Origin of the sequence: Alkalibacillus almallahensis (genome assembly GCF_011761495.1) — a bacterium.
GTDB lineage: Bacteria > Bacillota > Bacilli > Bacillales > Alkalibacillaceae > Alkalibacillus > Alkalibacillus almallahensis.
The window spans coordinates 266170-279498 of sequence record NZ_JAASRU010000001.1 but is presented as its reverse complement, the minus strand read 5'-3'; the positions used below and the strand labels follow the sequence as shown (position 1 = coordinate 279498).

Genomic DNA, 13329 nt, shown 5'->3' with positions numbered 1-13329 from the left:
CATTTATATATTACCATCGTACCAAAGATAACGCTCGTTTGTAGGCTTATTCATTGACGGATTTATGAAAATCACTCATAAAAAAGAATGGGCATCGCACCCATTCTTTTTCGCTACTTATCTTTTTTCTTTTTCTTATCGTCATTGTCCATCTGTTGTGTCATGGACTTCATCATTTGATTGATTTTCTTCTGCGATGGCTTTTGCCCCATCTGCGTCATCATCGTACGTAACATTTGCTCATTGATCGGTGGGTTCTTCTTCAAATAACTCATCATTGTCTTACGAGCAATAAAAAAGCCTGCAAGAAGGCCAAGAATCAATGTGGCAATAGCAATTAATACAACCCATAGTATATCCATTGCTTCATTTTCCTCCTATCTCGTTGTCTTTATACAGTATAGTAAAACTTAACTACTATGACAATAGCTTTTCATGAAGTCTTGTCGAAATCCTAAAATAGTACCTATACAGAGTCAAATTAGATCGTAATATCAAAAGCACGATTGGTTAACGGAAGAATCCATCCGCACTCCAGAGTATCGTAATTGACAATAAATGTTCGCGGGTTCCACTGTTTTAACCAAGGAAACAAAACATGTTCTAGCTGTGAAAATGATTGAGTATAAACATTAATCGCTTCGTCATTTCCTGTTACAACTATTTGTTCCTGTCCCTTATGTAACACAACTTTTTGTTGATCTAATTGGGCTAGGTATTGATGGCTTTGATCATAATAAGCCCATGCCTGAATAAAATGCATAAATGAAGGCTGATCTAAAACAGTACTAATTAATTGTTCATCTAAAATGTTGTCGTGACATTGTTTCAAAAAACGATATAATACATCAACTTTATAATAGAAATCATTCACATAGTCTGGTTTTACAAAATATAAGGAATATTGATACATGAATTGCCCTCCTTTTGGACAAGCGTATCAATATTCCTAATCAAAATTTGTCGTTTTCACACTATAAGCAGGTGAAAACTTGATCGAAAGCTAGTATTATTTGTTTAATACCGCTTTTGCACGTTTCACGACATTCTCAACATTGAAGCCATAATTTTCAACAACTTCTCCACCTGGTGCTGATGCGCCAAAGGTATCGATGCCAAGAACATCGCCATTGATCCCTACATAACGCTCCCAACCAAATGGTGAAGCCATTTCAACGGCTAAGCGGTTGGTAACATTTGATGGAAGAACTGTTTCTTTGTATTCTTCAGTCTGTTCTTCAAAGCGTGCCCATGATGGCATACTGACAACTTGCGCATCAATTCCTTCTTCTTTCAGTTGCTCACTTGCTTTATAAACAAGCTGTACTTCAGAACCTGTTGCTAAAAGAATTAGATTTGGTTGTTCTTTGTCTGCGTGTTTTAGGACGTATGCACCTTTACGTACACCTTCACGTGCCAATTCATCTGTTTCAGGTAACACTGGTAAACCTTGACGTGTTAACACTAAAGCAGTTGGGTGATCTGTCGATTCAACAGATAATTCCCAAGCCATTTTCGTTTCATTAGCATCTGCTGGGCGAATCACATCGAGATGTGGCATTGCGCGTAATGATGGTAATTGTTCAACTGGCTCATGTGTAGGACCATCTTCACCAACAGCAATTGAATCATGTGTTAACACATATGTGACGGGTGCGCCCATTAATGCTGAAAGACGTAAAGCTGGACGTAAATAGTCACTAAAGACAAAGAATGTACCACCATAAACTTCTATACCACCGTGTAAAGCCATGCCGTTTAAGGCAGATGCCATAGCAAATTCGCGGACACCAAACCAAATATTACGACCACTATAGTCAGCAGGCTTAAAGTCATCTTCACCTTTTAATGTTGTTTTATTTGATCCAGCTAAATCAGCACTACCACCGATTAAATTAGGGATGTTTGCAGCTAATCCATTTAATACTTCACCTGAAGCGGCACGCGTTGCTAAAGCTTTCGAATTCTCATCATAATCTGGTAAGTCAGCGTTCCATCCTGCTGGAAGGTCGCCATTAATGGCACGTTCAAAATCTTTCGCTAGTTCAGGATGTGCTTGTTTATAAGACTCTAGAAGCTCATTCCATTTAGCTTCTGCTTGAGCGCCACGCTCTTGCACTTTCTCTTTGAAGTCGGCTTTGACTTCATCTGGGATGTAAAATGATTCTTCATAGTCCCAACCATAATGCTCTTTGGCTAACTTCAGTTCATCTTCACCAAGTGGAGCACCATGGGCGTCTGCTTTACCTGATTTATTAGGTGCACCATAACCGATTACTGTTTTCACTTCGATCATAGTTGGTTGATCAGTGTTTGCTTTTGCTTCTTTTAGCGCGTTTTCTATCGCGTCAGTATCATTCCCGTCTTCCACAACAATGACATGCCAACCGTATGCTTTATAACGGTCCTCAATACTTTCAGAGAATGAACGGTTTAAGTCACCATCAAGTGAAATATCATTTGAATCATACATCACAATTAGTTTTCCAAGTTTTAAATGACCTGCTAATGATGCCGTTTCTTGTGAGACACCTTCCATTAGGTCACCATCGCCACAAATCGCATACGTGTAATGATCAACGACTTGATGATCTTCCGTATTATACTTGGCAGCCAAGAAGCGTTCGGCCATCGCTTTACCTGTTGCCATTGCCAAACCTTGCCCAAGTGGCCCAGTCGTTGCTTCTACGCCGTCAGTATGCCCGTATTCTGGATGGCCAGGTGTTTTAGAACCCCACTGACGAAACGATTTTAGATCATCTAACGTAACATTATATCCAGACAAATGAAGCAATGAATATAAAAGCATTGAACCATGCCCAGCTGATAAAACAAAGCGATCACGATCAAACCATGTTGAATGATTCGGATTGTGATTCATTATTTTAGTCCATAGTGTATAGGCCATTGGTGCAGCTCCCATTGGCATTCCAGGATGACCTGAACTTGCATTTTCTACTGCATCAATCGTTAATGTTCTAATCGTATTAATTGATAATTGTTCTGTCGTGTGACTCATAACTAAGTTCTCCCTTCAATATTGCGATTCTGTTAGATTTATCAACATTTCTATTCTAACAAAAAACACCAACAAATATCGTCATAAATTTAATGTTTTTTATTATTTTCTTGATCTTGCTTTAATTTTTCAGGTGTTACATCCTGGCCTTCTGGGTCCACGACTTTCATGGACTGTAATTGGCCTTTAAATGATGAACGGAATGCTTCTAAATATTCTTGGCGTAGTTCCTGTTGTTCCTTCTCTTCTTTCTTATTTAATCCTTTTGTCTTCTTTTTGTTCGCCAGTTCATTGATCCGGTCGAGTTTATTTTGCGATAACATTATGATACTCCTTTAACCTTTATCCATTTTTATTGCCTTAAATTTTCTATTCCAAACTTTATTTTAAATCGTAAACCATGTAAAAACAAGAATTGTGTTCAAAACACGAACGAACGTTTGTTTTTTGTGTGAATAGTTGGTATAATGTAACTATTATTAGGAAGCTATTCTATCATGGGATATGGTGATGAGGTGAGCGGAATGACAAAATTATCAAAACGACAAAAACAAATTTATGAGTTTATTTCAGAAGAAGTTCGAGCGAAAGGGTATCCACCATCTGTTCGTGAAATTGCTGAGGCGGTTGGTTTAGCATCCAGCTCAACAGTTCATGGACATTTATCACGATTAGAAGAGAAAGGCTATATCCGTCGTGACCCAACCAAACCACGCGCAATCGAGATTACACATGAAGATCAGCAGACCGTACAAGAGCGCCACGCTATGTATGCCCCGCTGGTTGGTAAAGTAACAGCAGGTGAACCTATTACAGCTATAGAGAATATTGAGGAATATATTCCTTTACCTAATACTCAAGCGACAGTTGAAGATGATGTTTTTATTTTATCAATTCAAGGTGACAGTATGATTGAAGCTGGTATTCTAAATGATGACTTAGTCATTGTGCGCAAGCAAGCGACAGCAGCAAATGGTGATATTGTTGTTGCTATGACTGAACAAGATGAGGCTACGGTTAAACGCTTTTTCCAGGATAGCCATCAATATCGTCTTGAACCAGAAAACACATCAATGGAACCCATCATTTTAGACCACGTCACTATTTTAGGTAAAGTGATTGGCGTTTACCGTGATATTCATTAATAAAACCCGCGTATGTTAAAACATACGCGGGTTTATTCGTAATGCCCACCGATTTTTTGACCACGATCTAGTGCAATTCCTCCTGATGTATAACTGCTAGCTCGCAAAATAGCAGTCGAACCAAATCGTTCGCGAATATGATCAACCGCTTCATTTAGCTGTTTCCTGTCAGCACGATTATCGAATAAACTAAGTTGTGTGCCAATATCGTCCGTTAAATTGGTTAAAGTAACCGATGCTTTACGAATATGAGCGCCATCTGTATGAAACTCTTCAAACAACTGCATACACACATCATACATTTCCATCGTGTCATTTGTCGGGACATCAATCGACCGAGAACGGCTAAAATGTTGCCCCATTTCATCTGTATAACGAATTCCTAAATGTATCGTACGTCCTGCGCGGTCATCACGCCTCGCTCTCCGACATGCTTCATCACATAAATCAAGGAGACAGGCTTTGATTTCATCCTCGGTATAATCCCGAAGTAGCGTAATGCCATGGCCGTATCCTTTTTGTTCTGTCTTTGTGAATTGGCCAATCACAGGACTTAAGTCAATTCCCCACGCATGCCAGTACAATTGTTCGCCCATAATGCCGAAGCGCTTTTTTAAATGTGATTGCGAAAATTGAGCCAAATCCCCTAAGGTCACGATCCCCATGCGATTAAGATGGCCTTTCATCTTAGAACCAATTCCCCAAATGTTTTCGATTTCAATCGGCCAGAGTTTGTCTGCGACCTGTTCATAACGACATTCACTAATCCCATTCGGTGATTTTTTCGCATGTAGGTCCATCACAACTTTCGCTAAAAACTTGTTATCACCAATTCCAATAACCGAATCAATTCCGAATTGTTCGCGAATACTTGCTTTAACTTTTTCTGCGATCGTATGGGTTGATCCATATAAAGGTTCTAAACCATCGACTGTTAACCATAATTCGTCAACAGAATAGACATGAATCGCTTCTTTCGGAACAAAGTGCATCATTAATTTTGTAATCTCTAAGGATACTGTTAAATAATCACCCATATGGGCTGGCGCAATCACGATGTTAGAGTCTTCAGGCAGCTCAAAATAACGACTCACATTGCTGATACCGTGTTTCTTTTTCAAAGCAGGAGATGCAGCCAACACAATACTGCCACGTCGATTCGGATCACCGACAACGGCTAAGAGTGCTGTTTGCGGATTGAACCCTCTTTTCATGCATTCAACACTCGCATAAAATGAACGCATATCAATACAAAGAACATCATGCCTCGGGTATAAACGATAATCCATCATAGCGACACCTTTATTCCGTCATATCTTTAATATGTCTGAGGGGAATCCATTCACGTTCATCATCCATCGTTTGAATTCGTACTGCTTGATCTTGTTTACTCCAGTCTAGAACCCACCCGTTCATCTCTCGAAATTCATTAGCTTTATAATAAACAATATGAATAGGTTGCCCTGTTTGATAGGCTTCGGTTAACACATGAATATAATAACTAAGCTGTTGGTCGTCTAGCATTGGTGGTTGTTGATCGTTTTGTACCTGCCATATATCTTGAAGTGCATCAACATGCTCTGGAAGCATGAGTGACGTCCATTTAATACTGCCGCGATCATGGTGCATCATGAGTTTAAGCCTCCATTCGTTTATTTTGATTATGATTAATCGGATAAATGGCTAAAATATTATCTTTTTGAAAGGAACGAACAGCCTGCCGCGTAAAACAATAAGCAAGGATTCGACGATTATCCACTTTAATAATCCTCACTGTTCGTTGCGTCATATTATGGTGATGATCAATGTAGACCATTTCTAATTTCTTATTGTAACGAAGTGATGATGGTAATAACTGTCCCATAATTGATAACCTCCTCGTAACAAGAACGTTTGTTCGCATTATAGCATGCCCTCATTCTTAAAAGCAACACTTTTCAATATGTCATTACCTTCCAACAAATAAAAACTCCTAGCAACAAAGGTTTGCTAAGAGTGTGAATTAGTTAAACTGATTCAAAAGAATTTTCCTCTTTTCTGTATACTCCTACCGTTTATTTAAACACTACTATTGCCAGTAATTTAATTAAGGAGTGGTTATTTGTTTTATCACGTAAAGGAACTTCAATACAACGCGAAACCGTCAAAACCAGACGCTGTTTACGCCAAGAAACTACAAGAAATTTTAGGTGGACAGTATGGTGAGATGACGGTCATGATGCAGTATCTATTTCAAGGATGGAACTGCCGAGCAGAAAACAAATATAAAGATATGATTATGGATATCGCAACGGAGGAAATTGCCCATGTAGAAATGATCGCTAACATGATTGCACAACTTCTAGATGGCGCACCAGCAAATGATCAAGAACAAGCTGCGAATGACCCTGCTGTCGAGGCTGTATTAGGTGGCATGAATCCACAGCACGCGATCGTTAACGGCTTAGGTGCTCAACCGAACGATAGCGTTGGTTACCCTTGGTCTGCTCGCTATACAGTTGGTAGCGGAAATTTACTTGCTGATTTCCGTGCTAATTTAAATGCAGAGTCACAAGGAAGACTACAAGTATGCCGACTTTATGAAATGACGACAGACCCTGGCGTTAGAGATATGCTGTCCTTCCTCATTGCTCGTGACAAGATGCATCAAAACCAATGGATGGCTGCTATTGAAGAATTAGAAAGAACTCAAGATGCTGTCGTTCCAAGTACATTCAATCCACAACATGAAAAACAAGAAGTAGCTTATACTTTCTATAGCTTCTCTGAAGGCACAGAGAGTCAACAAGGAAGCTGGGCAAGCGGTCCTACATTGGATGGAAAAGGAACATTTGAATATATCCAAAACCCAGAACCAATGGGACAAATTCCAAACCTTAAACCTGGACCACCTTTCCTTCATGGGACTCCTCCGACAAACTTAAAAAATGGTGAGCAATCTCCTCCTCAATAATTGCTAATTAAAACAACATCCAGAGTTAGTACACTTTGGATGTTGTTATTATTGCTACATAATTACCCAATGGTAATTCACTCAAGTTTATTTATATGGTTTAGTCTTTATTTGTATCCACTAATATGAGCCGATTTATTACGGGTAATATTAAATACGACTTAAAGGAGCTTTATATATGCCTGTAATGGAATTAATTTCTAGGTTAGCTATTGCGTTTATTACCTTGTTAGTCCTAACAAGGCTAATGGGAAGAAAAGAAATTGCACAATTGACCTTTTTTAATTTTGTATCTGCTATTTCGATCGGAGCTATAGGTGCTTCTCTTGCAATTGACTCATCACTTAGTGTTACAAATGGATTAATAGCATTATTAACTTGGAGTGCTTTCACAATTATTATTGGTGTTTTAGATCTAAAATCCCCACTATTTCGAAACACTGTTGAAGGGCAACCAGTAATCCTTGTACAAAAAGGTGAGATTATGGATAAAGCTCTTCAAAAAGTGCGATTAGACCTCGATGCTTTAAACACATTATTACGCAAAAAGAATGTCTTTGAAATATCCGATGTAGATTATGCAATTTTTGAAACAGACGGAACGCTTTCAGTTATGAAAAAAGAAACCCAGCAACCTTTAACTAAAGGAAATATGAACATTAAACAAGCAACTGACATGACATTCCCCACCTCTGCATCTTTAATTTCAGATGGTAAGATTCAAGAAAAAAACCTTGAAAAGTTGAATATTGATCATGAATGGTTAGAGCAACAATTAAGACAATCAGGAATCAATTCCATTTCAGATGTGTTTTATGCTGAAGTTCAGAAAGATGGAACGTTATATATTGATACTAATAACGACAATCCACTCTAGCTCATTGCTATTAGACTACAGCAGATGTTTACCCATACACTTAAAAGCAAGTATATTTAAGTGTATGGGTAATTTTATGGAAAACAATAGTTCCTAACGACTTTTTCAAAATTTACTGTAGAACAAAATCCCTTAAAAATTGATATAGTAAGGGGTCCAACACTTTAATGAGTACTCAAATAACGCCTTATCTCCCAAGAGTAAATCAGTTTCTTTCCCCCCAACTAAACTTACGATACTAAAAAAGTTTGTCTCATATATGCCAGTTCTTATTACCCTCATTTATTAAATTGCTCATCATTTCATTTCTAGAATGTTATTGCCAACTTAAAACAAACTGCTGTATAGAGTTTACAAGTAATAATCTAATAAAACTCCCGCCATTATTAACGCGACTCCCGAAATCAAGCCTAAGGCGAATATGTATATAGGGATTCTAAGTTTAATCATCAAGATCCCTCCATCAATGAATTGGTTATTTATGCTTAATAAAAAATTGCTTGGCAAATCCATTTATCTAAATTATGCTTTGCTAGTAATCATATTTTTTATCATTCATAGTATACACCAATTATTGGTAATCAACATACCGTGAAGATCAATCGATAAATAATTCGTTTTATTGAAAAATCTTATGAAAGTCCGTATCATTAAGTTAGCGAAATCAGATTTAGTATGGGGGATATCAAATATGATTGTCCTAGCTTCCTTCCTAGCGGCTTTATTTATGATTGTAGTTATCAGCTTATTACTTTACATCTTATATCATAATCTTCGCAGACCCCAAAATATAACTTCTTGGATTCTTATAGGTTCAATTTCTATCATACTAGCCTTCTTAGTATGGCAATCATTGAATGAACTTAATTTAATATAATAATCCTTAATTCGTATAGGTGGATTGATTTAAAAACCTAGTTCTCATGCATTTGTCGAATGAATTGTTAAATTCACATTATGATTGAAGTCTCATGAACTAACCTTTAAACATTTGCCGCTACGCTAAAATAACTTCGGAGGATAAAATGACTTACAATCTATTTCTTTTACTAATAGTCGGTGGTTTCTTAGGTTTTCTGATATATAAGTTCTTGGGAGTTCTACTAGGTTTAATCCTTGGCACACTCATAAATATTTCAATGGAATTCCGAGAACTTAACGAGAAATTTAATAATAGAACGGAGTCATAGAGTGGTTACCTTCTACAATTACAAAACCCCTTACCAACTAATTGGCAAGGGGTTACACACTTTAGTAAGTGCTTAAATATTGTTCTCTCTCCCATGGGTGAACTTGTGTTCTAAACGTGTTCTAACTAAATAAACTTAATTTTATCTACTTTAAATGATTGTTAAATCAAGGTTTGTGAAAATCTCATATCTTATACTAAATAAAGTTATATTAATTTTTGTGGGAAATCTGTGGGAAACTTGTGGGAAGATTGAGTTTTAAAAACTGCGGTTTGATACCAGTGGCCGGGCTCGAACTTGGTTACTTAGATACTGATATGTAGGGATAATTAAAATGCCATGTGTAGTTTTTGTGTAGTAAAAATTAAAGGGCGCTTTTGCGCCCTATTTTTCTTGTTTTATTTCATTTAACATTTTCCTTAAGTTTTCTAATTCCCTCTGTTGGTTATCTTTAACTTCTAAACTTTCTTTTAAGTAGTTAATGATTTCTGCAAAAGCCCAGAACAGTATGCAAGTTATAAAACCGTACGCTAACCACATAAATAAAATTGTATTATCTTTTTGAGTAGTATTTCCAATGTCCGTTTCGACCACGACTTCATAACGATCTAATCCAATAAAAAGACTTCCGAGTATGGATAGTGCCCCAATAATTTTTAATACAATTGCTAATGGTCTATCATTACTCATATGCTCTCCCCTTTCATCTACCAACATTATACAAATAAATGTGTGACACTACAAACATCATATAAGCATTTATGCTAAACTATAACTAAAAAAGGAAGTGATCACATGCAATTAAGCCACGACCCGATCATTGCCAAACAAATACAAAAAGCCATCGATAACCAACTGACGTCATTTGATTTTGATGGTGTGACGATTTGGCATATGTACCGCTTCTATGATTTTCTCAACTCAGCAGGCGCAAAAGGTTACTTTGATGAATATGTTTTAGATTTAATCGAGCAGTATTTTGAAATCGAGCCAGGTAAATACGATTATCGTTTAAACAACCACAGGATTTCGTTTTATTTAGAAGAGAGTTTAGATTTAATTGATCAAATTGAAAGTATAGCGATTCGTTTTTAAACCGTCCTTTTGGGCGGTTTTATTTTTGTTGGAAAAAGGTTATTGATTTGTGTTGACATGTCATTACATAGTTGCTATAATGAAATTAACAAATCAAACAAGGAGATGATTAAATGTTTTTAGCAGGTGAGAAAATAGATGCTGATACACGATTAACAAGAGAGCAACGTCACGAATGGATTGATTACAAAGTGGATTTAGAATACGACTATAATTTAGAAGAACTTATCGTCAACGACAATATTCAACTTAACATTGGTACCGCAAGAGATACGGAAAGCATTTACATCACGCTTGATCACGAAGAGTTGGAAGAACAATACGACAGTAAACCTTATACAATCTCAATCCGCAATCATGACGTCAAATACGATTTTGCAACTGATTTAGGTTATGAAGTTATCTGGATGGATGAATATAGTGATTTTGATGAAATCGTAGAAGAACTAAAAAACCGCATCGCAAAAGCTGAAACATATTTAATAGATCTGGAAAGCAAATTGGAGGATTAAGAAATGAGTAAAGAAAAAAACCTCAATATAAGAATTGATGAAGAATTACGCGAAGCATTTAAGAAGAAAGCACACGATAACGCTCAAACGCCATCAGCACTCATTAATAAGTGGATTAAGGAATATGTAGAAAAGCCCCCGCAATAGCGAGGGCTCTAACCAATTGATTAAAATTCGTCAGGTAACAACACTTTTGCAGCCATAAAACTCAGATTTCCACAATTCTCACAAGCAACCCCAAAGCTAGGGACGCTTTTTTCGCCCAATTGGACACTATAAGGATCATCTTGTGGATCTTGCCGAAAATATCCATCCAATACAGTGAAGTATTGATAACCGCAACGTTCACAACTCTTGTCGGCTCCTTTGTCATTAATAGCTTGACTTATTTTCTTTTTCATTTCTTCGGAAAAAGCCAATGATTTCACCCCCTTTTTTTTACATAATTCTACAAAAAAGAGGGTTCTCCTTTATTTTTTAATATTTTTAATGGGGGTGTAAATATATAATTCTTCTCTGCTTTTAGTGCTAATGCTAATCGGTGTGTAAATATACAACGATTCATTAGTATTAACGTTAATCATCAGTCTCACTCCTAACTATAAAATAAACACTATTTTTCTGTAGCATCTTTTGTTTTCTTGATTTGCTTTAATGCTTGATGGCCAAAAACAGCTGCACCAGTAATTAAAACACCCTGAACGACTGCATCTACATTCAATCCTAATAAAAATAGCGACAGGCCTAAGCCGATCGCTAAAAGAATTGCAGGAATAAATTTATTTGGTACGATCTCCATCTGTTTAATCATTTTGCCTAAGATCATGAGCACTGGAATCAAAATCAGCGCTTTCTCAACTACATAATCCATAATCTCCATTATAGAACCCCCTCTAATTTATCTTTTGTATTCGGACCATAAACGCCATCTACTTCATGTGGTAAGTGGACCTTCTGGAAACGCTCTACAGCGTCTTTTGTTTTTGGCCCATAAATGCCATCAACCGCACCAACTTTAAAGTTAGCAGCGTTTAATGCTTCTTGGATTTTTTTGATCGCGCCACTTCGATTACCCTCACGATAAATGCCATTCGGCAAATTGTGGTTGCTAGATGTTTGATTATTTAGGGCTTCACGAGTATTTGGCCCAACGATCCCATCAATCGTAATACCTGCTTTTCTCTGCAGGCTCTTAACAGCTTTTTCTGTTTCGTCGCCAAAATGGCCATCCGCTCCATATTGCGGTAGTTCTTCTCCTGCATCTAGCAAATCGTTTTGCAATTTTTCAACTTTGTTTCCTTTGTCGCCTTTTTGCAATAAATCACTATCAGACGATTGATTAGAAGAACCTTTGAGCCGAGCACGCACATTATCCATATTGATGCCTGGGCAAGTAGTTTGTGCACTAGCAAATTCATTGTGTCCAATCACATCATTGACGTTCAATTCAAACACTTCCATCGCACGCTTAGCACGCTCTTTAAATGTTTGTTCTTGCGCTTTGGTAAAGTCACCATTACCAACAAGGCAAATATGATAGCTCTCAGTGTTATGGCCACCTACACCATTCGTAATCACGTTTTCATCATAGTTAAGCTGAACATCGCCATCACGTAAAATGACTTCATGATAACCACCTGTTTGCCAACCTTTTGATGTCCAATAGTCCTCGAATTTAAAAACGTCACCACTCTCAGTTGCTGAATGGTGACGCACAATAAAGTTAACTTGATCTAATGAGCGTTTGTCCTGGCCGCCCATTGTTTGATTGCGTAAGTCTTGCATTTAAATCACTCCTTATATTTAGTAGGAATTTCCTCCCTTCTTGTCGAAAAGTCGTGTTAGAAGGGAGGTGTAAAGATATGCCTGAAAGTTACCAAAGTTTAGTTACTCAAACTTTTCAAGCACATGGTGTCGATAACAAAGAATTAGAAAATGCGATCACCGACATATTGAACCATGCACTTGATTCTCGAGAATTGTCTAAAAGAATATGGGAAGATGTTAAAGAACGAATTGATCGAGAACAGCGAGTTAGAGATAGTTTTAAATAAGCTCGTCTAGTTCATTGAGGGTTTCTTTAAAAAACGAAATACTTTCATCAAACTGTTTTTTAGATGTTGCTCGTTGTTCTTCTTCGAGCGCATCTATTTTCTTCTCAACTGTCTCCATTCTGTTCGATAACATGAAAATCAAATCTTTCATAACTTTTTCTTTTTCATTCATAGAATCACTATGATTAGTTTTTATAACTATGCTATCTGCAAACTGCTTAACTTCACTCATTTTTAGCCTCCTTGTACTATAATTAAGCTCAACAAAGCCATTAAAATAGCGCCTATAATAAGGCGCAGGATCCATGTTGTATTATCTTTAATTGATGTGATATCGTCTTTCATGTCTTTGATATTACTTTCTGCGACTGAAATGCGTGTTTCTACGTTCGTTACTCGGCTTTCAATCTTTTCAACACGCTTGTCTATTCGCTTGATTTGTTCGTTATTGTACTGCTCATTCATTATTTACCCCCTAAAACAT

The 13329-nt window shown here is 37.1% G+C and carries 20 protein-coding genes; 7 read left to right on the top strand and 13 right to left on the bottom strand.

Annotated features, from left to right (window positions below):
• Positions 1-113: 113 nt before the first annotated feature.
• The 4 genes from FHR85_RS01565 to FHR85_RS01550 form a co-directional block, all read right to left on the bottom strand.
• Positions 114-362, bottom strand: a complete 249-nt coding sequence (locus tag FHR85_RS01565; protein ID WP_167260328.1) for a YneF family protein — start codon at positions 360-362, stop codon at positions 114-116.
• A 119-nt stretch (positions 363-481) separates the two neighbouring features.
• The gene (sirA, locus tag FHR85_RS01560; RefSeq protein WP_167260326.1) at positions 482-913 is read right to left on the bottom strand and encodes a sporulation inhibitor of replication protein SirA; all 432 of its coding nucleotides are present in this window, start codon (positions 911-913) and stop codon (positions 482-484) included.
• 96 nt (positions 914-1009) lie between these two features.
• Positions 1010-3019, bottom strand: a complete 2010-nt coding sequence (gene tkt, locus FHR85_RS01555; RefSeq protein ID WP_167260324.1) for a transketolase — start codon at positions 3017-3019, stop codon at positions 1010-1012.
• Between the two features lie 89 nt (positions 3020-3108).
• Positions 3109-3342, bottom strand: a complete 234-nt coding sequence (locus FHR85_RS01550) for a DUF896 domain-containing protein (protein WP_167260322.1) — start codon at positions 3340-3342, stop codon at positions 3109-3111.
• Between the two features lie 201 nt (positions 3343-3543).
• Between FHR85_RS01550 and lexA the strand changes: the two genes are divergently transcribed.
• A complete protein-coding gene (lexA, locus tag FHR85_RS01545; protein WP_167260320.1) occupies positions 3544-4164 on the top strand; it encodes a transcriptional repressor LexA in 621 nt (206 codons plus the stop codon).
• 32 nt (positions 4165-4196) lie between these two features.
• Here the strand turns inward: lexA and FHR85_RS01540 are convergent, their stop codons facing one another.
• Genes FHR85_RS01540 through FHR85_RS01530 form a run of 3 tightly spaced genes read right to left on the bottom strand, consistent with a single transcriptional unit; the run spans position 4197 to position 6028 of the window.
• Positions 4197-5453, bottom strand: a complete 1257-nt coding sequence (locus FHR85_RS01540; RefSeq protein ID WP_167260318.1) for a DNA polymerase IV — start codon at positions 5451-5453, stop codon at positions 4197-4199.
• 13 nt (positions 5454-5466) lie between these two features.
• Entirely contained in the window at positions 5467-5796 is a 330-nt protein-coding gene (locus FHR85_RS01535; protein WP_208379569.1) for a YolD-like family protein, read from the bottom strand.
• Between the two features lie 4 nt (positions 5797-5800).
• Positions 5801-6028, bottom strand: coding sequence for a hypothetical protein (locus tag FHR85_RS01530; protein WP_167260316.1), 228 nt, complete (start codon positions 6026-6028; stop codon positions 5801-5803).
• A 237-nt stretch (positions 6029-6265) separates the two neighbouring features.
• Between FHR85_RS01530 and FHR85_RS01525 the strand changes: the two genes are divergently transcribed.
• Together FHR85_RS01525 and FHR85_RS01520 are read left to right on the top strand one after the other, a co-directional pair.
• Entirely contained in the window at positions 6266-7117 is an 852-nt protein-coding gene (locus FHR85_RS01525; RefSeq protein WP_167260314.1) for a manganese catalase, read from the top strand.
• Between the two features lie 178 nt (positions 7118-7295).
• Complete coding sequence (locus FHR85_RS01520) at positions 7296-7994, top strand: YetF domain-containing protein (RefSeq protein WP_167260312.1); 699 nt, start codon at positions 7296-7298, stop codon at positions 7992-7994.
• Between the two features lie 1574 nt (positions 7995-9568).
• Here the strand turns inward: FHR85_RS01520 and FHR85_RS01515 are convergent.
• Complete coding sequence (locus tag FHR85_RS01515; protein WP_167260310.1) at positions 9569-9874, bottom strand: hypothetical protein; 306 nt, start codon at positions 9872-9874, stop codon at positions 9569-9571.
• 105 nt (positions 9875-9979) lie between these two features.
• Here FHR85_RS01515 and FHR85_RS01510 point away from each other — a divergent pair, with 105 nt between their 5' ends.
• The 3 genes from FHR85_RS01510 to FHR85_RS01500 all read left to right on the top strand — a co-directional run bounded on the left by FHR85_RS01510 (position 9980) and on the right by FHR85_RS01500 (position 10938).
• Positions 9980-10279, top strand: a complete 300-nt coding sequence (locus tag FHR85_RS01510) for a hypothetical protein (protein ID WP_167260308.1) — start codon at positions 9980-9982, stop codon at positions 10277-10279.
• A gap of 113 nt (positions 10280-10392) precedes the next feature.
• The gene (locus FHR85_RS01505) at positions 10393-10791 is read left to right on the top strand and encodes a hypothetical protein (RefSeq protein ID WP_167260306.1); all 399 of its coding nucleotides are present in this window, start codon (positions 10393-10395) and stop codon (positions 10789-10791) included.
• A gap of 3 nt (positions 10792-10794) precedes the next feature.
• Positions 10795-10938: a ribbon-helix-helix domain-containing protein gene (locus tag FHR85_RS01500; RefSeq protein ID WP_167260304.1), complete on the top strand. Its 144-nt coding sequence runs from the start codon at positions 10795-10797 to the stop codon at positions 10936-10938.
• Positions 10939-10958: 20 nt separating this feature from the next.
• On the opposite strand, the gene FHR85_RS01495 is transcribed toward FHR85_RS01500, so the two are convergent.
• The 3 genes from FHR85_RS01495 to FHR85_RS01485 form a co-directional block, all read right to left on the bottom strand.
• Positions 10959-11210, bottom strand: coding sequence for a hypothetical protein (locus tag FHR85_RS01495; RefSeq protein ID WP_167260302.1), 252 nt, complete (start codon positions 11208-11210; stop codon positions 10959-10961).
• Positions 11211-11404: 194 nt separating this feature from the next.
• Positions 11405-11671 (bottom strand): phage holin family protein, encoded by a 267-nt coding sequence (locus FHR85_RS01490; RefSeq protein ID WP_208379568.1) that lies wholly within the window; start codon positions 11669-11671, stop codon positions 11405-11407.
• On the bottom strand, positions 11671-12576 hold the full coding sequence (locus FHR85_RS01485; RefSeq protein WP_167260301.1) for a peptidoglycan recognition protein family protein: 906 nt from the start codon (positions 12574-12576) through the stop codon (positions 11671-11673). Before FHR85_RS01485 ends, FHR85_RS01490 begins: the two co-directional genes overlap by 1 nt.
• Positions 12577-12653: 77 nt before the next feature.
• Here FHR85_RS01485 and FHR85_RS01480 point away from each other — a divergent pair, with 77 nt between their 5' ends.
• Positions 12654-12845: a hypothetical protein gene (locus FHR85_RS01480; RefSeq protein ID WP_167260299.1), complete on the top strand. Its 192-nt coding sequence runs from the start codon at positions 12654-12656 to the stop codon at positions 12843-12845.
• Here FHR85_RS01480 and FHR85_RS01475 read toward each other — a convergent pair.
• Both FHR85_RS01475 and FHR85_RS01470 read right to left on the bottom strand, forming a co-directional pair.
• Positions 12838-13077, bottom strand: a complete 240-nt coding sequence (locus FHR85_RS01475; RefSeq protein ID WP_167260297.1) for a hypothetical protein — start codon at positions 13075-13077, stop codon at positions 12838-12840. The two genes, FHR85_RS01480 and FHR85_RS01475, sit on opposite strands and share 8 nt — an antisense overlap.
• A gap of 2 nt (positions 13078-13079) precedes the next feature.
• Positions 13080-13310, bottom strand: a complete 231-nt coding sequence (locus FHR85_RS01470; protein WP_208379567.1) for a hemolysin XhlA family protein — start codon at positions 13308-13310, stop codon at positions 13080-13082.
• Positions 13311-13329 lie beyond the last annotated feature (19 nt).